Source organism: Arthrobacter sp. AG367, assembly GCF_007828995.1.
Taxonomy (GTDB): domain Bacteria; phylum Actinomycetota; class Actinomycetes; order Actinomycetales; family Micrococcaceae; genus Arthrobacter.
The window spans coordinates 622865-641518 of the sequence record NZ_VIVE01000001.1 but is presented as its reverse complement, the minus strand read 5'-3'; the positions used below and the strand labels follow the sequence as shown (position 1 = coordinate 641518).

The following is an 18654-nucleotide window of genomic DNA, read 5'->3' as shown; positions in this document are numbered from 1 at the left end:
TTATGACCGATCCTGTTGCTGCCGGCGGCTACCCCCAGGGCGTCAAACTGGGGGTGGACGTCGGCACCGTCCGGGTGGGCGTGGCCGTCTGCGACCGCGACTCCATCCTTGCCACGCCGTACAAGACCCTCGACCGGAATGCCAGGAAAAACTCGGACGTGCGCGTCATCGCCAAACTGGCGGAGGAACTCGGCGCGGTGCAGGTTATCGTCGGGCTGCCCAGGACGATGAAGGGCGAAGAACATGCCTCGGCCAGGATGGCCACGGACTATGCCCTCCTCCTCGCCGCGGAGTTTTCACGGCGCGGTCTTGCCGTTCCGGTGAACCTCGTGGATGAGCGCCTCAGCAGTGTCACGGCCCACCGGAACCTGCACGAAGCTGGCATGAGCAGCAGGGACCACCGTAAAGTAGTGGATCAGGTCGCGGCGGCGGGTATTCTTCAGCACGCCATCGACATGCAGAAAGCCAGGGGAGCGGATGTCGGCTCACGCGTGACAGCGCCACCCCCGTCCGTGGACCTGGGGGCCGGTGGGACGGACGAAACCGTCCGCGCCATCCCCGCAGACACGGCCCAATCTTCAGATAATGGAAGGCAACAGTGAGCCCTGCCAACATTGACGACACCTTCGGCCGGCTGGATACCGGGGCTGGGAGGCCGTTGACCCGCAAGGAACTGCGGGCACGGGAGAAGAGCCTCAATACCGGTGGCCAGGACGCCGTGCCCGAGCAGGCCTATGAAACCGGCGACGTCCCGCCGCCCCCGGCCGCACCGCCTGCGGCGCCGTCGCCCGCAGCGGCGCCCACGTTTGCTCCGCTGCCCGGCGCAGGTGATGTTCCTGCGGCACCGGAGGCACCCCCGTCCATCCAGGATGAAGAGCCCGCAGGTCCTTCCCACGCGGACCCTTTCGACGGCGACGCTGCCGCCCCGGACGCCCCTGCGCCCCTTGGACATCACGACGACGTCCCGCACCATGGCAACGTCGGCGGCCATGACGCCGTCGGACATAATGACGCTGTCACGCTTCATGACGATGTGCACCATGAAGTCGCCCTGCAGCACGACGCCGTCGGGCACCAAGACCACGTGCACCATGAAGCGGACCTGCACCACCCGGACCTGCACGACTACCAGGAAGTGCACGACGACCATGTCCACCACGCCGCCGGATACCACGACGATGCCCACGTGGACGCGCCGCACCACGATGTCCACCACCACGACGCGGACCATGGATTGCTGCCCGGCTCATCGGCAGCCCAGGTAGTGCCGCGCCCCTCGAAGAAGGTCCGGCGCCGGCGCAGGCTGCTCGCCCTGTTCCTGACCCTTGCCGTTTTTGTGGCGGCTGTGGCCGTGGGAGCCCAATTCCTCAAGCCACTCCTGGGCAACGGCAAGCCTTCGGACTTCCCGGGTCCCGGATCGGGTGAGGTCCGGATCACGGTGGCAAGCGGCGAGGGAACCCGATCGGTCGCCACGGAACTGGAGAACCAGCGCGTCGTGGCCAACGCCGACACGTTCATGCAGGCGTTCCATGCCTCCGGCGGCACATTGTCGCCGGGCGACTACACCTTCAAAACCGAGATGAAGAACGCGGACGCGGTCAACATCCTGGCGGGCAAGGACAAGACGAAGGTCATTTACTTCGCCCTTAGCGCGGGCCTCAGGATTGGCGAATCGCTGCAGGCGATCTCGGAGGGCTCGGGGATTTCCGTGCAGCAGCTGCAGGCCCTCAGCAACCAGCCCGCACAGTTTGGCCTGCCCGCCAACGCCAAGAACCTCGAAGGCTACCTGGCACCGGGTGAGTACCGTTTCCCGCTGGGAACCCCGGCCAAGGACATCCTGCAGGCGCTGGTGAAGTCCACCACCGATGAACTCGTCTCGCAGGGCATCACGGACCCCGCCAAGCAGTACCAGGCCGTTATCGTGGCCAGCATTGTCCAGGCCGAGGGCGGACAGGCAGACTACGGTGACGTGGCGGGCGCCATTTACAACCGGCTCAAGCCCAATGACCAGACCGGTGGCTTCCTGCAGGTTGACTCCGCCGTCACGTACGGCCTTGGCACCCGGAGCTTCAACTTCACGGACGAGCAGCGCCAGGACAAATCCAACCCCTACAACACCTACGCCAATCCGGGGCTGCCGCCGGGACCCATCGGTTCTCCCGGCAAGACCGCCATCGATGCGGCCGCCCGGCCCAAAGCCAATGACTACCTGTACTGGGTGACCATCAATTTGGACACCAAGGAAACCAAGTTCGCCAAGACACTGGCTGAACACAACGCGTACGTCGAGCAGTACAACGCGTGGTGCCAGGCCAACGCGGGCCGCTGCACATGACTCTGCGGGCTGCCGTGCTGGGCCACCCGATCAGCCACTCGAAATCCCCGGCGCTGCATCTCTCGGCATACGGGCAGCTGGGCGCGGGCATCAGCTACACGGCCATCGACGTCACAGAGGAGTTGCTGCCGTCCTTCATGCGCCAGATCCGGCACCAGCCGGGCTGGCGCGGGCTCTCCGTCACGATGCCGTTGAAGACGGCGATGCTCCAGGAAGTGGACGAGGTACGGGGAGTCGCGCAGACCCTCGGCGTGGTGAACACCGTTACCTTCGAGGACTCAGCCGGCGGCATCAAGACGGTGGGCTCCAACACGGACGTTGCCGGGATCGTCAACGCCCTGTGCCATGCGGGCACCCCCGCAGCACCAACGGCTGTCATCCTTGGTGGCGGCGGGACCGCTGCATCGGCCATCGCTGCCCTGAAGGAACTGGGCACCGGAACGGTGCAGGTCTTCGTCCGCGATGCCTCACGCACAGCAGATGTCCGTGCAGCCGCGGACAGCCTGGGAGTTGCCCTGGAGGTCCGCCCCCTGGCTGGAGCCGCGCGCCCCACGTCGGAAGCCGACGTCGTGATTTCCACCCTGCCGCCCCGTGCGGCAGACGGACTCGCAGCCGAAGTGGCCGCCTTGAAAGCTCCGACGCCCGGCGTGCTGCTGGATGTTGCCTACGATCCGTGGCCCAGCCTGGTTGCCTCGGTATGGCAGGCCGGCGGTGGCCGCGTGGTGCCGGGGCTGGAGATGTTGCTTTACCAGGCAGTGGAGCAGGTGCGGCTCTTCACCCGTCGCGGGGAAGACGTTAATGCAGCTGTCATAGATGTGATGTGTGACGCAGTCGGCCTTGCCCGGCGGGCGTTCTGACCGCCCTACGTGGCAGGATGGAAATTATGCGTTGGTTGACTGCCGGTGAATCCCATGGTCCGGCTCTGATGGGAATTATTGAGGGCGTCCCCGCCGGTGTGGAAATCACCAGCGGGCACATCGCAGACTCCCTGGCCCGCCGCCGCCTTGGCTACGGCCGCGGTGCGCGGATGAAGTTCGAGCAGGACGTGGTCACCATCCTCGGCGGTGTCCGGCACGGCATCACCCAGGGCGGCCCCGTTGCCATCCAGGTGGGAAACACCGAATGGCCCAAATGGGAGCAGATCATGTCCGCCGACCCGGTGGCCCCCGAACTCCTCGCCGACCAGGCGCGCAACGCGCCCCTGACGCGTCCCCGTCCGGGGCACGCGGACTTCACCGGCATGCAGAAGTACGGCTTCGACGAAGCGCGTCCGGTGCTGGAACGCGCCAGCGCGCGGGAGACCGCCACCCGGGTGGCGCTGGGCACCGTAGCGGCGCAGTTCCTCAAGCACCTCGGCATTGAGCTCGTCAGCCACACCGTGTCCATTGCCAGCGTGACGGTGCCCGAAGGCCGTCCGTTGCCCGTACCGGGCGATGTCATTGCCCTGGATACCGACCCCCTGCGCTGCTTCGACCGTGACACGTCGAACGCCATGGTGGCCGAGGTGGACGCCGCGCACAAGGAAGGCGAAACACTGGGCGGCGTGGTGGAGGTCCTTGCCTACGGCCTCCCGCCGGGACTTGGCAGCTACGTGCACTGGGACCGCCGGCTGGACGCCAGGCTTGCTGCGGCCCTCATGGGGATCCAGGCCATCAAAGGCGTGGAGGTGGGCGACGGCTTCCTCACCGCAGCCCGCCGCGGTTCTGCCGCCCATGACGAGATCGTCCGCGACGGCGGCGGCCGGATTGTGCGCGCCAGCAACCGTGCCGGCGGCATCGAAGGCGGCATGAGCATCGGGGATGTCCTCCGCGTCCGTGCAGCCATGAAGCCCATCGCCACCGTGCCGCGTGCCCTGCGGACCATCGACGTCAGCACCGGTGAACCGGCCAAGGCCCACCACCAGCGCTCGGACGTTTGTGCAGTCCCGGCCGCCGGCGTGGTGGCCGAGGCCATGGTGGCCCTGGTCCTCGCCGAGGCTGTCATCGAAAAGTTCGGCGGTGACTCCGTGGCGGAAACCGCACGCAACATCAAGGGTTACCTGGACAACATCCCGGCATCCCTGGACTCGATCGGCCAGTAGTGCTCCACCGCAGCAGTACCGGATCTGTCGGCGACCGGCCGATTGTGCTCATCGGCCCCATGGCCGTGGGCAAATCGGCCATCGGCCAGCAGCTGGCGCAGCAGTTGGGCGTCCGGTTTGTCGACACGGACGCCGTGATCGTTGCCGGGCACGGATCCATCGCCGAGATCTTCGCGGGCCGCGGTGAACACGCCTTCCGGGAAATTGAGGCGCGGACCGTCGCCCGCGCCGTTGAGGAAGCCGAAGGGACAACCACTGTTATTTCGCTCGGCGGGGGAGCGGTGCTCGACTCGGGGACGCAGCAGCTGATCAGCCACTGCACCGTCGTGTACCTGGAGTGCGACGCCGACACCGTCGCCGACCGGATTGCCCGGAACTCCGGCCGGCCGCTCCTTGCCGGCGACGCCATGGGCCGCTGGACAGCAATGTTCGCCACCCGCAGGCCGGTCTACGAGAAGCTGGCCGACATCACCCTGGACGTCCGCCACGGCTCGATACCCGAGCTCGGCGGCCGGCTGGAAGCAGCACTGCGGAACCACGCAGCTGCCAAACAGGAAGTTGAAAAGTGAACACCCAATCAACAGTCATCAACGTCACCGGCGAGGGTGCCGGCAACAACTACGGCGTCGTCGTCGGGCGCGGCCTGCTTGGTGACCTTCCCGCGCTGCTCGGGGAGCGCGTCCGCCGGGTCCTGGTGATCCACCCCCGCGCCCTGCGCCTCACCGGCGACACCGTCCGCGATGAACTCGCAGCCGCCGGTTTCACCTCCCTCACCGCCGAAATCCCGGACGCCGAAGAAGGCAAGCACATCCAGGTGGCAGCTTTCTGCTGGCAGGTCCTGGGCCAAAACGACTTCACCCGCTCGGACGCCATCGTCGCCGTCGGCGGCGGGGCAGTGACCGACCTGGCAGGCTTCGTCGCCGCCACCTGGCTGCGGGGGGTCAAAGTCATCCACATGCCCACCAGCCTGTTGGGCATGGTGGACGCGTCCGTGGGCGGCAAGACCGGCATCAATACCGCGGAGGGGAAGAACCTCGTCGGCGCCTTCCACCCGCCCGCCGCCGTCCTGGCGGACCTGGACACCCTGGACACGCTGCCGAAGAACGAGATCATTTCCGGACTGGCCGAGGTGATCAAGTGCGGCTTTATTGCCGATCCCGCCATTCTTGACCTGGTGGAAAAGGACCCGGCCACCGTGGTTGACCCGCGCTCCGACGTGCTCCGGGAACTCATCGAGCGGGCTATCGCCGTCAAGGCGAAAGTTGTTTCCGAGGACCTCAAAGAGTCCGGGCTGCGGGAAATCCTGAACTACGGACACACCCTGGGACACGCCATCGAACTGGTGGAACGGTATTCCTGGCGGCACGGCGCCGCCGTGTCCGTGGGCATGATGTTCGCAGCGGAACTTGCCCGCAGCGTGGGCCGGCTCAGCGATACCGACGCCGACCGGCACCGGAGCATCCTGGAAGGCCTTGGGCTCCCGGTCACCTACCGGCGGGACCGTTGGCAGGGCCTGCTGGACGGGATGCGGCGCGATAAGAAATCCCGCGGCGACCTGCTGCGCTTCGTGGTGCTTGACGGCATCGCCAAACCGGGGATCCTCGACGTCCCGGACACCTCGCTGCTGTTTGCGGCCTACCAGGAAATTGCCTCCTGATGCAGGGCAACATGAGCGGAACCTCCGACTGGCCCGAGGCCGGCTTCCCGGGTATCCGGATCAATCCGGACACGCTGCTGCCCCAGGTCGTCAACGAGGACGCGGTGCGGGAGGCGTTGGCCGCCTCCACCGACCCCGCTGACCACATCTTCGTGCTGCTGGTTGAGGGCCACGCGTCCGAAGCTGCCGAACTGCTGGCCGAGGCACGCTTCAAGGACCCGGAATCATTCCTGCTCCGTGTGTTCGAAGCCGAGGTGCTCAGCGTCAGCCACCGCATGGACCGTGCCATTGGGTTGTTCCGGCAGCTCCTGGCTGAGGCGCACGGCACGCCGCGGGAGGCCCTGGCCCTGCTGTACCTGGGCCGCACGCAGTACGCAGCCGGCCAAACCTCCGCGGCGGTGGAGTCCTTCTCCAGGGCGCTTGACCTGGGGGTGGCGCAATCGGCGGATGCCGCCCAGATCTATTCCTCCACGGTGGCCCTCCAGCGTGCCAGGGACGTCCTGGACCTGGCCTGCTGAGCCGGCCGGCAGCGCCGGCGGAAAGGCCCGCTCCGATTTACCGGTAGAATGGTTGTGGAATTTTTGCATCCACGCGATTTTTGACAAACACGTGCAGGCGGGCCGTTGTGGCGTGCCCGCCCGGCATACAGCATCTGACCACGCGGCCAGACAAAGAAATCAGAGGAAACCAGTGGCAACCACTAACGACATTAAGAACGGAACGGTCCTGAAGCTTGAGGGCCAGCTCTGGAACGTCATCGAATTCCAGCACGTCAAGCCCGGCAAGGGCGGCGCCTTTGTGCGGACCAAGATGCGCAACGTGATGTCCGGCAAGGTTGTTGACAAGACCTTCAACGCCGGGCTCAAGATCGAGACGGCCACCGTGGACCGCCGCGACTACCAGTACCTGTACCAGGACGGTGCGGACTTCGTCTTCATGGACACCTCCGACTACGACCAGATCACCGTCTCCGGTGCCACGGTGGGCGACGCCACCAACTTCATGCTCGAGAACCAGATGGTCAACATTGCCATCCACGACGGCAACCCCCTCTACATTGAACTGCCGCCGAGCGTCGTCCTCGAAATCACCTACACCGAGCCGGGCCTGCAGGGTGACCGCTCTTCCGCGGGTACCAAGCCCGCCACGCTGGAGACCGGCTACGAGATCCAGGTTCCGCTGTTCATCGAGAACAACACCAAGGTCAAGGTGGACACCCGCGACGGCAGCTACCTGGGCCGGGTCACTGAGTAGTGAGCGCCCGCGGTAAAGCCCGCAACAGGGCACTGGATGTTCTTTTCGAGGCGGAGCAGCGCTCCGTTTCGGCGTTCGACGTGCTTCGTGCGCGCCGGGAAAAGACCGACCAGGTGGTCAACCCCTACACCCTGGAAATCGTCGAAGGCGTGCTTTCCCAGCAGGCAGCCATTGACGAGTTCCTGGAGACGTACTCGCAGGGCTGGAGCCTGGAGCGGATGCCGTCCGTAGACCGCATCATCCTGCGCATCGGCACCTGGGAGCTGCTCTACAACGACGACGTCCCCGACGGCGTGGCGGTCAGTGAGGCCGTCGCGCTGGCCAAGACGTTGTCCACGGACGAGTCGCCGCAGTTCATCAACGGCCTGCTGGGCCGGCTGCAGCAGCTGAAGCCTTCGCTGCTCGCGTAGCCTTTCCACCACGCAACAGGGCCCCGCCATCCGGCGGGGCCCTGTTGCGTGCAAGCGGTTCACATCATCCGGCCACTGCCGCCCTCAGGGACACGATCCGCTGGAGCTGCTGCCTTTCCTCGGCCTGGTGCAGCGGAACATCGCGTCCGCTCAGGATCCGCTGGCGGGTGTTGGCAAGCTGGGTGGCCGCCTTCACGAACTGCTTCATCTGCCGCTTCCTGCCCGAACCCGCAGCCCATGCCAGGACCATGCGCCTGCCGCCGCGGGTGGCCAGCAGTTGGACTTCCGCGGGCGTGAACCATCCCGCAGCGGAATACTCCATCAGCCGCTGCCGGGTGAGGCGGTTTTCGGCCACCCGCAGGAAGATGATGCCGCCCACTGCCAGCACGAAGATCGGTACCTGGACCATGATGTAGTCCAGCAGGAAGCCGCCGCCCATGCTGTTCCACCTGTTGTGCAGGAACATGGCCGGCAGCAGTCCCACGAAGAAGGCGCCGATCGAGGCGCCCGTGTGCCAGCGCCTGGCAGCGAAGCCCATGACCAGGCCTGTGGTGCCGGTGAAAATCGCATGGGCGAAGGGGGACATGACACCGCGGAGGAAGAACACCTGGGCGAAGTCGCTGGCCGGGGATGCCGATTCCGCGATGGCCCTGCCGAAGTAGAGGATGTTTTCGGTGAAGGCGAAGCCGCCGGCGATGGTGAAGGCAAACACCACCCCGTCCACGGGACCGTCGAATTGCCGGCGCGCCGCGAGGAGGAGGATGAGCAGGCCAAGGGACTTAGCGAACTCCTCGACGATGGGGGCCTGGACGGTGGCCATGTAGGTCTGCAGGTCTGGTTCGTCGGTGAACTGGAAGGCGATCACGAAGAACGGCTGGATGAGCAGGGTCACGGCAACGGACACCGCCGCACCCCACGTGAAGGCAAAGAACAACAGCCGCTTGGGTTCCGGTTCCCACCTGTCGATGATGTGGACCGCAGCCAGGACCACCGACAGCGGGACCAGCGATGCCAGGAAACCAATCAGGAAACCGGCGGCGCCGGTGTTGGACAGCAGGAACGGCACCACCAGGAAAAGGCTCAGGAAAGCAAGCACGCCGCCCGCAACCGTCAGGCCCGCCAGCCCGCTGCGGGTCCGCGATGCCCGCAGCGCGGCTTCCTGCGCCTGCGGCGGCACCACTGCAGCCAGCGGGTGGCCCTGGTGTCCGGGGGCGGCGCGGTAGTATTCGGGCTGCACCTGTCCCATCCAGCTGGGATTGGCCTGCCGGGGCAGGGGGCCGGTGGGCCTGCGGTAGGGGTCGTCGGGGAGGCCGGAGGAAGGCTGCTGCGGATACATCGGCATATCCGAAAGCCTAAGCGGGGGCCACCACACCACAAAGGACCGGGCCTCCCGCGCCGTTCGGGTGTGACCAGTACCGCGTCACCCGGGGACCGGCCGGGCAGGGACCGTGTGGTAATTTTGAACAGCAAACATTCCTTTTTTAATTCCGTCCTGTGAGGCGGGGAAAGGGGAGACGAGCGTTGACTTCCGTCACCAGCGCACCGGTTCCAGCCAGGGTTGTCCTCAGCCAGGCGGACATTGACCGGGCACTTACTCGTATCGCCCATGAGATCCTCGAAGCCAACAAGGGATCCCAGGACCTGGTCCTGTTGGGCATTCCCCGCCGCGGCTACCCACTGGCTGTCCGGCTGGCGGAAAAAATCGCCGCCGCGGACGCCACCGTTGACGCCGCCGCCATTGTGGGCCAGCTCGACGTCACCATGTTCCGCGACGACCTCTCCCACCAGGGGACACGGCCGCCGTACCCCACCAGGCTGCCCCGGACAGGCATCGACAACAAAGTAGTGGTGCTCATCGACGACGTCCTGTACTCCGGCCGGACCATCCGCGCCGCCCTGGATGCGCTGGTAGATCTCGGCCGCCCCCGCATCGTCCGGCTTGCGGTCCTGATCGACAGGGGCCACCGCGAACTTCCCATCCGGGCTGACCACGTTGGCAAGAACCTGCCCACGTCCTCCGCCGAGAAGGTCCGGGTCCGGCTCGAAGAAACAGACACGTCCGACGCCGGAACCCCGGTCAACGAAGTCGTGATCGAAGGCGGCGCATGAAACACCTCCTGTCCACCGAGGACCTCAGCCTTTCGAACGCCATCCGCATCCTTGACACCGCGGAGGAAATGTCTGCCGTGGGGGAGCGGGAAGTCAAGAAGCTTCCCGCGCTGCGCGGACGCACCGTGGTCAACCTCTTCTTCGAGGACTCCACGCGGACCCGCATCTCCTTCGAAGCCGCTGCCAAGCGGTTGTCCGCTGACGTCATCAACTTTGCCGCCAAGGGATCATCGGTGTCCAAGGGCGAATCCCTCAAGGACACCGCCCAGACCCTGTCCGCCATGGGCGCCGACGCCGTCGTCATCCGGCACTGGGCCTCCGGCGCGCCGCACCGGCTGGCCGCCACCGACTGGATCGACGCCGCAGTCATCAACGCCGGCGACGGCACCCACGAACACCCCACCCAGGCCCTGCTTGACGCCTTCACCATGCGCCGGCACTGGGCCCGCCTGGCCGGCACGCGTTCCGATGGGACTGACCTGAAGGGCATGCGGGTCGCCATCGCCGGCGACGTCCTGCATTCCCGTGTGGCCCGGTCCAACGTCTGGCTGCTCCGGACACTCGGGGCCGAAGTCACGCTGGTGGCGCCGCCCACCCTCCTGCCGGTCGGCGTCGACAAATGGCCCTGCAGCGTCAGCTACGATCTGGACCAGACCCTGGCCAACGGTGTCGACGCCATGATGATGCTCCGCGTCCAGGGCGAACGCATGAACGCCTCGTTCTTCCCCAGCACCCGCGAATACTCGCGCCGGTGGGGTTTCGACGACAACCGCCTCCGCGCCCTTGACGACCTGGGCATGACGGACACCATCATCATGCACCCGGGGCCAATGAACAGGGGCCTGGAAATCAGCGCCGCCGCAGCGGACTCACCCCGTTCCACCGTCCTGGCTCAGGTCCGCAACGGCGTGTCCGTGCGGATGGCCGCACTGTACCTGCTGCTCTCCGGGGATACCCGGGAACCAGCCGCCCACCGGGCACCGGCCTATGCCGCCGCGGCCCCGTCCCCCAAGGAGAGCAACTGATGGCAGGCAACACCGGAACCTACCTCATCCAAGGCGCCGCCATCCTGGGCGGCGACCCCGCGGACCTGCTGGTCCGTGACGGCATCATCGCCGAGATTGGCACCGGCCTTGACGCTGATGGGGCCACTGTCATCGACGCTGCAGGCCTGGTGGCCCTGCCGGGCATGGTCGATGTGCACACGCACCTCCGCGAACCCGGCCGCGAGGACGCCGAGACCGTGGAGACCGGAACACGGGCTGCGGCCCTGGGCGGCTACACAGCTGTGCACGCCATGGCCAACAGCACCCCCGTCGCGGACACCGCAGGCGTGGTGGAGCAGGTCTACACTCTGGGCCGCGCGGCCGGCTGGGTGGACGTGCGCCCCGTTGGTGCCGTCACCGTTGGACTGGCAGGGGAGCAACTGGCCGAGCTGGGCGCCATGGCCGATTCCCGCGCCCGGGTGCGGATGTTCTCCGATGACGGCATCTGCGTCCACGACCCCGTGCTGATGCGCCGCGCCCTGGAATACGTCAAGGCGTTCGACGGCGTCGTGGCCCAGCACGCACAGGAACCCCGACTTACAGCCGGGGCACAGATGAACGAGGGCGACGTCTCCGCGGTCCTCGGCCTGACCGGTTGGCCCGCGGTCGCCGAGGAAAGCATCATCGCCCGCGACGTCCTGCTGGCCCAGCACGTCGGCTCGCGGCTGCATGTCTGCCACGTATCCACGGCAGGCTCGGTGGAAATCATCCGCTGGGCCAAGGAACGCGGCATCGACGTCACGGCCGAGGTCACCCCGCACCACCTGCTGCTGACCGATGACCTGGTGCGCAGCTACGACCCCGTGTTCAAGGTCAACCCGCCGCTGCGCACCGACGCCGACGTCCAGGCATTGCGCGCCGGGCTGGCAGACGGGACGATCGACGTTGTGGGTACCGACCACGCGCCGCACCCCAGTGAGCACAAGGAATGCGAATGGGCGCAGGCAGCCATGGGCATGACCGGGCTGGAAACCGCCCTGTCCGTGGTCCAGCACGCCATGATTGAAACCGGCCTGATGACCTGGGCGGACTTCGCCCGGGTCACGTCCACGGCGGCCGCGACGATTGGCCGGCTGAGCGACCAGGGCCGGCCCATCGAAGCCGGGGAACCCGCCAACCTCATCCTGGTGGATCCGGCGGCGCGCTGGACGGTGGACCCCTTCCAGATGGCCACCATGGGCCGCAACTCGCCGTTCAAGGGCAGGGAACTCCCCGGCAAGGTGGTGGCCACCTTCTTCAGGGGGCACCCCACCGTCCTTGACGGCAAACTCAACACCCCGCACCCGGACTCCGCCGCAACCCCGGCAGGCGCTGCCTGATGGACAAAATCCTTCCCGGACTTGCCATGCTGGCGGTGGTCGCCGTCGTGTTCGTCCTCCTCGCCGTCGGCTGGCGCAACCGCCTCAAGCGCCAGTCCGACGTCGAACAACTGCCCCAGGTGCCCGCCGTGCCCGGTGAGCCCACCGCAACTGCCGAAGGGCAGTACGTGGCCACCACCACGGCCGGCGACTGGCTGGACCGCATTGCCGTGCATGGGCTGGGGATCCGCACCAATGCCACCCTCGCGGTGTACCCGCACGGCGTGCTCTATGAGCGGTCGGGTGCGCCTGCGCTGTACATCCCCGCAGCCTCCCTCTCCGATGTCCGGCAGGACAGCGGCATGGCGGGGAAGTTCGTGGAGAAGGACGGCCTGCTGGTGCTGGCATGGACGCACGGTGCCCACCAGCTGGACACCGGCTTCCGGACCCGCCGCGCCGCGGACAAGGACGTGCTCTACCAGGCCCTGCAGGATTTGATTTCGTCAGCCCCAGCGGCTGGTGCCACCAGTGGAAAGTAAGACAGTGAAAGCGAATACATTGACAGCAACCACCTCCGCTCCGGCAGCGCCAGCTGCGCTGGTACTCGAAGACGGGCGCATCTTCCGCGGCACCAGCTACGGCGCCACCGGCACCGCCCTGGGCGAAGCCGTCTTCGCCACCGGGATGACCGGATACCAGGAAACCATCACCGATCCCTCCTACGCCCGCCAGCTGGTGGTCCAGACGGCCCCGCACATCGGCAACACCGGCGTGAATGACGACGACGCCGAGTCCCGGCGCATCTGGGTGGCCGGCTACATTGTGCGCGACGCCGCGCGCCGGCCCTCCAACTGGCGCTCCGAACGGTCGCTGGACGAAGAGCTGGTGTCCCAGGGCATCGTGGGCATCCAGGGCGTGGACACCCGCGCCATCACCCGGCACCTGCGTGAGCACAAGACCATGCGCGCCGGCATCTTCTCCGGCGAGGCAGCCCAGGCCACGGACAAGGAACTGCTCGACGCCGTCCTGGCCAGCGCCCCCATGGAGGGCTCGCGCCTGGCCGAGGAAGTCAGCGTGGACGAAGCCTACGTCGTGGAGCCAAAGGACCACGGCTGGGACGGCGAACCCCGCCTCACCATCGCTGCAATCGACCTGGGCATCAAGGCCATGACCCCGGTCCGGTTCGCCGAGCGCGGCGTCCGAGTCCACGTGCTTCCCGCCACCGCCACCCTTGAGGACGTCAAGGCCGTCAACCCGGACGGCTTCTTCATGTCCAACGGCCCCGGCGACCCCGCCACCGCCGACGCCCAGGTCAAGCTGCTCCGCTCGGTCCTGGACGAAAAGCTGCCCTACTTCGGCATCTGCTTCGGCAACCAGATCCTGGGCCGCGCCCTGGGCTTTGGCACCTACAAGCTCCGCTACGGCCACCGCGGCATCAACCAGCCCGTGATGGACCGGCGCACCGGCAAGGTGGAGATCACCTCCCAGAACCACGGCTTTGCCGTGGACGCCCCCCTCGACGGCGCCACGCAGGCCCCGGAGGCACGCTACGGGCGGGTGGAAGTGAGCCACATCAGCCTGAACGACGACGTCGTGGAAGGCCTCGCCTGCCTGGACATCCCGGCGTTCTCCGTGCAGTACCACCCGGAAGCCGCGGCAGGACCGCACGATGCCGCCTACCTGTTCGACCGCTTCATCGAGCTCATGGAAGGCACACGGGACGGCCGGAACGCCAACGCGTCCAAGGACCCCGTGGACGCGGCCCACCCCGCAGGCGCTGACCACAAAAACGACAACAAGACTGAGGACAAGAAGTAATGCCGAAACGTACAGATCTCAAGAGCGTCCTCGTCATTGGTTCCGGCCCGATCGTCATCGGCCAGGCCGCCGAATTCGACTACTCCGGCACGCAGGCACTGCGTGTCCTCAAGGAGGAAGGCCTGCGCGTCATCCTCGTGAACTCCAACCCGGCCACCATCATGACCGACCCCGAGTTCGCCGACGCCACCTACGTTGAGCCCATCACCCCCGAGGTGGTGGAGAAGATCATCGCCAAGGAACGTCCGGACGCCGTCCTGCCCACCCTGGGCGGGCAGACCGCGCTGAACACCGCCATCGCCCTGGACAAGAACGGCGTACTGGAGAAGTACAACGTCGAGCTGATCGGCGCCAACATCGCCGCGATCGAGCTGGGCGAGGACCGTGAAAAGTTCAAGGGCGTGGTGGAGCGCTGTGGCGCGGAATCCGCCCGCAGCCACATCATCCACAGCATGAATGAGGCCCTCACGGCGGCCGAAGATTTGGGCTACCCCATGGTGGTGCGCCCGTCCTTCACCATGGGCGGTCTGGGTTCCGGCCTGGCCTACAACGAACAGGACCTGCGCCGCATCGTCGGACAGGGCCTGCAGTACAGCCCCACCAGCGAGGTGCTGCTCGAAGAGAGCATCCTGGGCTGGAAGGAATACGAGCTCGAAATGATGCGGGACAAGAACGACAACGTGGTTGTCGTCTGCTCCATCGAGAACTTCGACCCCGTAGGCGTGCACACCGGCGACTCCATCACCGTGGCACCGGCGCTGACCCTCACCGACCGCGAATACCAGAAGCTGCGCGACGTCGCCATCGCCGTCATCCGCGAGGTGGGCGTGGACACCGGCGGCTGCAACATCCAGTTCGCCATCGATCCCAAGACCGGCCGCGTGGTGGTCATCGAGATGAACCCCCGCGTTTCCCGCTCCTCGGCACTGGCATCCAAGGCCACCGGCTTCGCCATTGCCAAGATCGCCACCAAGCTCTCGCTCGGCTACACCCTGGACGAGATCCCCAACGACATCACGCAGAAGACCCCCGCGTCCTTCGAACCCACCCTGGACTACGTGGTGGTCAAGGTCCCGCGGTTCGCCTTCGAAAAGTTCCCGGCAGCGGACAACACCCTCACCACCACCATGAAGTCGGTGGGCGAGGCCATGGCCATGGGCCGGAACTTCACCGAAGCCCTGCAGAAGGCCCTGCGCTCCCTGGAACAGAAGGGCTCGCAGCTGGACTTCAGCTCCGTCCCGGAATGGGAAGTGCCGGAGCTCATCGAGAAGGCCAAGCGCCCCACCACCGAGCGCCTGCACCAGGTCCAGCGCGCCCTCCTGGGCGGCGCCACCGTGGAACAGCTCTTCGAAGCCACCAAGATCGACCCGTGGTTCCTTGACCAGCTGGAGCTGCTCAACGAAATCTCCCGCGAAATCCGCCAGGCCGGCGCCCTGACCGCCGACATGCTCAAGCGTGCCAAGCGCCACGGTTTCTCCGACGAACAGATCGGCGCCCTGACGCACAACCCCGAGGCCGTGGTCCGCGGCGTACGCCAGGCGCTGGGCATCCGTCCCGTCTACAAGACCGTGGACACCTGCGCCGCAGAATTCGCCGCCTACACGCCGTACCACTACTCGGCATATGACGAGGAGGACGAGGTTGCGCTGCACTCCAAGCCGTCCATCCTGATCCTCGGCTCAGGGCCCAACCGCATCGGCCAGGGCATCGAGTTCGACTACTCCTGCGTCCACGCCTCCATGGCGCTGCGCAAGGCCGGCTACGAGACCGTCATGGTCAACTGCAACCCGGAAACCGTCTCCACCGACTACGACGTCTCCACCCGCCTGTACTTCGAGCCGCTGACGCTCGAGGACGTGCTGGAGGTCATCGCGGCCGAGGAACGCACCGGCGGCGTCATGGGCGTGTTCGTCCAGCTCGGGGGCCAGACCCCGCTGAAGCTGGCCCAGCAGCTGGCCGACGCCGGCGTCCCCATCCTGGGAACGTCCCCGGAGGCCATCGACCTCGCCGAGCACCGCGGCGCCTTCTCCCGGGTGCTGGACAAGGCCGGCCTGGTATCGCCCAAGAACGGCACCGCCGTCTCCTTCGAGGACGCCAAGAAGATCGCGGACGAGATCGGCTACCCCGTCCTGGTCCGTCCGTCCTACGTGCTGGGCGGCCGCGGCATGGAAATCGTCTATGACGAGCCCAATCTCTCCCGCTACATCGCCAACGCCACCGAAATCACCCCGGACCACCCCGTGCTGATTGACCGGTTCCTTGAGGACGCCGTCGAAATCGACGTCGACGCCCTCTACGACGGCACCGACATGTACCTGGGCGGCATCATGGAACACATCGAGGAAGCCGGCATCCACTCCGGCGACTCCGCCTGCGTCCTGCCGCCGATCACCCTGGGGAGCAACGTCGTCGAACGCGTCCGCACCGCCACCCGCGCCATCGCTGAAGGCGTGGGCGTCCGCGGCCTGATCAACATCCAGTTCGCGCTGGCCTCGGACGTCCTGTACGTCCTGGAAGCCAACCCCCGCGCGTCCCGGACCGTGCCGTTCGTGTCCAAGGCCACCGGCGTCCAGATGGCCAAGGCCGCAGCCCTCATTGGCACCGGCGTGACCATCAACCAGCTCCGCAGCGCCTACAAGATGCTGCCGGAAACCGGTGACGGCTCCACCCTGCCACTGGACGCCCCCGTCGCCGTCAAGGAAGCGGTCCTGCCGTTCAGCCGGTTCCGGACCCTTGAAGGCAAGGTGGTGGACTCCCTGCTCGGTCCCGAGATGCGTTCCACCGGCGAGGTCATGGGAATCGACAAGCACTTCGACACCGCCTTCGCCAAGAGCCAGGCGGCCGCCAACAACGCGCTGCCCACCGAGGGCAAGGTGTTTGTCTCCGTAGCCAACCGGGACAAGCGCTCGGTGATCATGGGCGTCAAGCGGCTCTCGGACCTCGGCTTCGAGATCGTCTCTACCGGCGGCACCGCCGACGTGCTGCGCCGCAACGGCATCCAGGCCACCCCGGTCCGCAAGGTCGCCGAGGGCAGCAGCGCTGAGGGTGAAGGCACCATCGCGGACCTCATTGTGGCCGGCGAGATCGACATGGTCTTCAACACCCCCTCCGGCGGCGAAGCCCGCAGCGACGGTTACGAACTGCGCGCAGCGGCGACGTCCATCGGCATTCCGTGCATCACCACGGTGGCCGAGTTCAACGCCGCCGTCCAGGCCATCGAAGCCCTGCGCACCTACGAGTGGTCCGTCACCAGCCTGCAGGAGCACGCCGCCGCGCTTGCGGAATCACAGAAGGCTGCGCTGCAGCATGCCTGAGCAGGTACCAGGCAGCAGGCCGGTATCCGCCGCCGGCCGGGAGTCCTTCGGCTCCCGGCTCGGCGCGGCCATGGCCGCCCGCGGCCCGCTTTGCGTGGGCATCGACCCGCATCCGGCACTGCTGAAGAGCTGGGGACTGGACGACGACGCCGCCGGGCTGAGGCGTTTTTCCCTCACCGTCCTGGAGGCGGTGGCTTCGCTCGCTGCCGCGGTAAAGCCCCAGGTGGCGCTCTACGAACGGCACGGATCGGCCGGTATGGCGGTCCTGGAGGAAGTCCTGGCCACCGCCCGGGACGAGTCCGTCCTGAGCATCGCCGACGCCAAGCGCGGCGACATCGGGTCCACCATGGCCGCCTATGCCGACGCCTGGCTCCGGGACGGGTCCCCGCTGGCGGCGGACTCCGTCACGCTGAGCCCCTACCTCGGCTTCGAGTCGCTGCGCCCCGCGCTGGACCTCGCGGCCGAAACCGGGCGCGGTGTCTTCGTGCTGGCGCTGACGTCCAACCCTGAAGGCGCTTCCGTCCAGCATGTTGGCGGTAAGGACTCGGTGGCCCGCAGGATCACGGCCGCCGCAGCGGCCGAAAATGCCCGGTACGGGGGCAGCCTGGGTTCCGTGGGCCTGGTGGTTGGCGCCACCGTTGGCAGTGCCCTGAAAGACCTTGGACTCGACCTCGCTGCCGTCCGCGGGCCCATCCTCGCCCCCGGCCTGGGGGCGCAGGGGGCAACGCCGGCCGACCTCCGCTCCACCTTCGGCGACGCCTACCCGCTGGTCCTGGGAACCTCCAGCCGCGACATCCTTTCGGCAGGCCCGCACATGGGTGGCCTGCGGGAGGCGGCCCTGCGGACGCTGGATGGGCTGCGGGGACAATAGGCTGCAATTGCCCGGATGCATTGATTCGGGCTGCACCAAAGGGTAGTTTCAGGACAGGTCCAAGGGCGGCCGCCCTTGGATGAAATCCGCCGAATCCGGGGGTGTCCGTGATGGTCCTGCGACCTTTATCCGCATCTGAACGGGCCGACGCCCTGGGCAAGGCAGCGGCAGCCAGGGCCACCCGTGCGGCCGCCAAGGAAAGCCTTCGGAACGGCGACAGGTCCGCGGCGGACATTATCAGCTCCGCCCTGGAAGACGACGCACTGGCCAGGATGAAGGTCTCGGAACTGCTTGACGCCCTTCCCGGCATCGGGAAGGTGCGGGCCGCCGCCATCATGCAGCAGCTGGGCATCGCGGCGTCCCGCAGGGTCCGGGGCCTGGGCGTCCACCAGCGCCGGGCGCTGGTAGATTTTATTGACGAGCATTGAGGCAGGCGGCGCCTGTCTTTCCCCCAACTGCGGC

At 67.0% G+C, this 18654-nt stretch carries 18 protein-coding genes; 17 read left to right on the top strand and 1 reads right to left on the bottom strand.

Annotation, left to right across the window (positions count from 1 at the left end):
- Window positions 1-2: 2 nt before the first annotated feature.
- The 9 genes from ruvX (at window position 3) to nusB (ending at window position 7736) form a co-directional block, all read left to right on the top strand.
- The gene (gene ruvX, locus FB478_RS02900) at window positions 3-602 is read left to right on the top strand and encodes a Holliday junction resolvase RuvX (protein ID WP_056390463.1); all 600 of its coding nucleotides are present in this window, start codon (window positions 3-5) and stop codon (window positions 600-602) included.
- A complete protein-coding gene (mltG, locus tag FB478_RS02895; RefSeq protein WP_144599770.1) occupies window positions 599-2335 on the top strand; it encodes an endolytic transglycosylase MltG in 1737 nt (578 codons plus the stop codon). The genes ruvX and mltG overlap by 4 nt, the downstream gene beginning before the upstream one ends.
- Complete coding sequence (locus tag FB478_RS02890; protein ID WP_056390456.1) at window positions 2332-3192, top strand: shikimate dehydrogenase; 861 nt, start codon at window positions 2332-2334, stop codon at window positions 3190-3192. The genes mltG and FB478_RS02890 overlap by 4 nt, the downstream gene beginning before the upstream one ends.
- A 23-nt stretch (window positions 3193-3215) precedes the next feature.
- A complete protein-coding gene (gene aroC, locus FB478_RS02885) occupies window positions 3216-4415 on the top strand; it encodes a chorismate synthase (protein WP_026265774.1) in 1200 nt (399 codons plus the stop codon).
- On the top strand, window positions 4415-4984 hold the full coding sequence (locus FB478_RS02880; RefSeq protein WP_018769316.1) for a shikimate kinase: 570 nt from the start codon (window positions 4415-4417) through the stop codon (window positions 4982-4984). The genes aroC and FB478_RS02880 overlap by 1 nt, the downstream gene beginning before the upstream one ends.
- Window positions 4981-6072, top strand: a complete 1092-nt coding sequence (gene aroB, locus FB478_RS02875) for a 3-dehydroquinate synthase (RefSeq protein WP_056390453.1) — start codon at window positions 4981-4983, stop codon at window positions 6070-6072. Before FB478_RS02880 ends, aroB begins: the two co-directional genes overlap by 4 nt.
- The gene (locus FB478_RS02870; RefSeq protein ID WP_018769314.1) at window positions 6072-6590 is read left to right on the top strand and encodes a hypothetical protein; all 519 of its coding nucleotides are present in this window, start codon (window positions 6072-6074) and stop codon (window positions 6588-6590) included. Before aroB ends, FB478_RS02870 begins: the two co-directional genes overlap by 1 nt.
- A 172-nt stretch (window positions 6591-6762) precedes the next feature.
- Window positions 6763-7326, top strand: a complete 564-nt coding sequence (efp, locus tag FB478_RS02865; protein ID WP_018769313.1) for an elongation factor P — start codon at window positions 6763-6765, stop codon at window positions 7324-7326.
- Window positions 7326-7736, top strand: coding sequence for a transcription antitermination factor NusB (gene nusB / locus FB478_RS02860; RefSeq protein ID WP_018769312.1), 411 nt, complete (start codon window positions 7326-7328; stop codon window positions 7734-7736). Before efp ends, nusB begins: the two co-directional genes overlap by 1 nt.
- A gap of 64 nt (window positions 7737-7800) precedes the next feature.
- Here nusB and FB478_RS02855 read toward each other — a convergent pair whose 3' ends face one another.
- Window positions 7801-9072, bottom strand: coding sequence for a PrsW family intramembrane metalloprotease (locus tag FB478_RS02855; protein WP_018769311.1), 1272 nt, complete (start codon window positions 9070-9072; stop codon window positions 7801-7803).
- Window positions 9073-9257: 185 nt separating this feature from the next.
- Between FB478_RS02855 and pyrR the strand changes: the two genes are divergently transcribed.
- From pyrR to mihF, 8 genes are all read left to right on the top strand, one after another.
- Entirely contained in the window at window positions 9258-9845 is a 588-nt protein-coding gene (pyrR, locus tag FB478_RS02850) for a bifunctional pyr operon transcriptional regulator/uracil phosphoribosyltransferase PyrR (RefSeq protein WP_018769310.1), read from the top strand.
- Window positions 9842-10870 (top strand): aspartate carbamoyltransferase catalytic subunit, encoded by a 1029-nt coding sequence (locus tag FB478_RS02845; RefSeq protein ID WP_018769309.1) that lies wholly within the window; start codon window positions 9842-9844, stop codon window positions 10868-10870. Before pyrR ends, FB478_RS02845 begins: the two co-directional genes overlap by 4 nt.
- The gene (locus tag FB478_RS02840; protein WP_018769308.1) at window positions 10870-12210 is read left to right on the top strand and encodes a dihydroorotase; all 1341 of its coding nucleotides are present in this window, start codon (window positions 10870-10872) and stop codon (window positions 12208-12210) included. Before FB478_RS02845 ends, FB478_RS02840 begins: the two co-directional genes overlap by 1 nt.
- A complete protein-coding gene (locus tag FB478_RS02835; protein ID WP_018769307.1) occupies window positions 12210-12728 on the top strand; it encodes a hypothetical protein in 519 nt (172 codons plus the stop codon). The genes FB478_RS02840 and FB478_RS02835 overlap by 1 nt, the downstream gene beginning before the upstream one ends.
- Entirely contained in the window at window positions 12709-14007 is a 1299-nt protein-coding gene (carA, locus tag FB478_RS02830; protein WP_043424936.1) for a glutamine-hydrolyzing carbamoyl-phosphate synthase small subunit, read from the top strand. Before FB478_RS02835 ends, carA begins: the two co-directional genes overlap by 20 nt.
- Window positions 14007-17321, top strand: a complete 3315-nt coding sequence (gene carB / locus FB478_RS02825) for a carbamoyl-phosphate synthase large subunit (RefSeq protein ID WP_018769305.1) — start codon at window positions 14007-14009, stop codon at window positions 17319-17321. The genes carA and carB overlap by 1 nt, the downstream gene beginning before the upstream one ends.
- Window positions 17314-18192 carry an orotidine-5'-phosphate decarboxylase gene (pyrF, locus tag FB478_RS02820; RefSeq protein ID WP_144599768.1) on the top strand — a complete coding sequence of 293 codons (879 nt, stop codon included), beginning with the start codon at window positions 17314-17316 and terminating at the stop codon, window positions 18190-18192. The genes carB and pyrF overlap by 8 nt, the downstream gene beginning before the upstream one ends.
- 110 nt (window positions 18193-18302) lie before the next feature.
- On the top strand, window positions 18303-18620 hold the full coding sequence (mihF, locus tag FB478_RS02815) for an integration host factor, actinobacterial type (RefSeq protein WP_186447716.1): 318 nt from the start codon (window positions 18303-18305) through the stop codon (window positions 18618-18620).
- Window positions 18621-18654: the final 34 nt, after the last annotated feature.

What these genes read in the sequence shown, in the direction of transcription:
- ruvX (WP_056390463.1), top strand. Translation starts at nt 3, where the DNA reads ATGACCGATCCTGTTGCTGCCGGCGGCTACCCCCAGGGCGTCAAACTG.
- FB478_RS02890 (WP_056390456.1), top strand. Translation starts at nt 2,332, where the DNA reads ATGACTCTGCGGGCTGCCGTGCTGGGCCACCCGATCAGCCACTCGAAA.
- FB478_RS02870 (WP_018769314.1), top strand. Translation starts at nt 6,072, where the DNA reads ATGCAGGGCAACATGAGCGGAACCTCCGACTGGCCCGAGGCCGGCTTC.
- FB478_RS02855 (WP_018769311.1), bottom strand. Translation starts at nt 9,072, where the DNA reads ATGTATCCGCAGCAGCCTTCCTCCGGCCTCCCCGACGACCCCTACCGC.
- FB478_RS02845 (WP_018769309.1), top strand. Translation starts at nt 9,842, where the DNA reads ATGAAACACCTCCTGTCCACCGAGGACCTCAGCCTTTCGAACGCCATC.
- FB478_RS02840 (WP_018769308.1), top strand. Translation starts at nt 10,870, where the DNA reads ATGGCAGGCAACACCGGAACCTACCTCATCCAAGGCGCCGCCATCCTG.
- FB478_RS02835 (WP_018769307.1), top strand. Translation starts at nt 12,210, where the DNA reads ATGGACAAAATCCTTCCCGGACTTGCCATGCTGGCGGTGGTCGCCGTC.
- carB (WP_018769305.1), top strand. Translation starts at nt 14,007, where the DNA reads ATGCCGAAACGTACAGATCTCAAGAGCGTCCTCGTCATTGGTTCCGGC.
- pyrF (WP_144599768.1), top strand. Translation starts at nt 17,314, where the DNA reads ATGCCTGAGCAGGTACCAGGCAGCAGGCCGGTATCCGCCGCCGGCCGG.
- mihF (WP_186447716.1), top strand. Translation starts at nt 18,303, where the DNA reads ATGGTCCTGCGACCTTTATCCGCATCTGAACGGGCCGACGCCCTGGGC.